Origin of the sequence: uncultured Campylobacter sp., assembly GCF_937997595.1 — a bacterium.
GTDB lineage: Bacteria > Campylobacterota > Campylobacteria > Campylobacterales > Campylobacteraceae > Campylobacter_B.
Map to the genome: position 1 here is coordinate 1 of NZ_CALKTS010000246.1, position 1,101 is coordinate 1,101.

Annotated in this window: 2 protein-coding genes; both read right to left on the reverse strand. The window is 47.0% G+C overall.

Annotation, left to right across the window (positions count from 1 at the left end):
• A partial coding sequence (locus Q0614_RS08300; RefSeq protein ID WP_298787957.1) for a hypothetical protein occupies positions 1–439 on the reverse strand: 439 nt, incomplete at its 3' end.
• Positions 426–941 carry a hypothetical protein gene (locus tag Q0614_RS08305; protein ID WP_298787960.1) on the reverse strand — a complete coding sequence of 172 codons (516 nt, stop codon included), beginning with the start codon at positions 939–941 and terminating at the stop codon, positions 426–428. The genes Q0614_RS08300 and Q0614_RS08305, both read right to left, overlap by 14 nt.
• Positions 942–1,101 lie beyond the last annotated feature (160 nt).

Sequence of the window (1,101 nt, forward strand, 5' to 3'; positions counted from 1 at the left end):
CGCTTACGCAAAGCACATAGTTTTGCAGCAGATCGCGCATGAAATTTTCGATCTTTGCCTGCGCTCGCTCGGCATTAAACTGCGCCTGCGGCGGCTCATCACCGAACGCAAGCGCTTGTCTGACGCCCGGCTCCGACTGCGATGGACGGACGTTAAATTTTAAGTGTGCTTGCTCTGTATCAAGACGCACTTTCTCAGCATCGAACGGCGGCTCAGCATTAAATTTTAAAATTTCATCTTGCTGCGCGCCGCTAAAATATGACTGTCCGCCGCAAAATTCCGCGCCACCTTGTGATTTTAAGGGCTTGTCGCCGCTCCCGTCTCTCGCGCTTCCTGCAAGTTTGGGATTTTTTGAAGAGAGCTTTGAGCCCGCCAAAATTCCAAACTCCGCCGCGTCGATTTTTGAGAAAAATTTTTCTAAATTTTCATCGCCCAGCATTTTGCTCTTCCGTAGAATTTCCTTCGCGCTTCGTCATGTCCGCCTTGCTGCCCACAGTGTCAGATTTGCCGTTGTTTGCCTCGGCGCGCGTTAAATTTTTCTCGCCGTTCGTTGCGTTCGTATCGTCTCGCGCTAAATTACCGCCGCTACTTGTCGTATTTGTTTCGCCGCCTTTAAAATTTGAAGCTTCGCAACGACCTACACCTAAACGCTCGAAATAATATCTCTCTCGCTCGCCTAAGTTTTCCACTCCTCTTTCGCATACGCGCTTGATATACGCCTTGCTAGGGTATCTAAGCCGATTGAGCGCCAATTCACTACCCGCGTCTGCGCGCTTTATCAGCTTAGCGATGCAGGCATCATCCTCTTCACTGTTTACGATATAATCCCATATGCCACAGTATCTATCACCGCTCAGCGCCGTAATCAAAAAATAAACCCAAAGCAGGATTATGGCAATCGATATGCTTCCTTTTATTTTTAAAGATCTCTTTTTTACCATGTTTTTCCTTGAGTAATAAATTTTAACTCATTTTTTCACAAATTTGACCAACGACATAAAATTTACGATATCGCCCTCGAAGCTAATCTTATCGCCCAGCATTTTGCTCTTCCGTAGAATTTCCTTCGCGCTTCGTCGTGTTCGCCTTGCTGCCCACAGT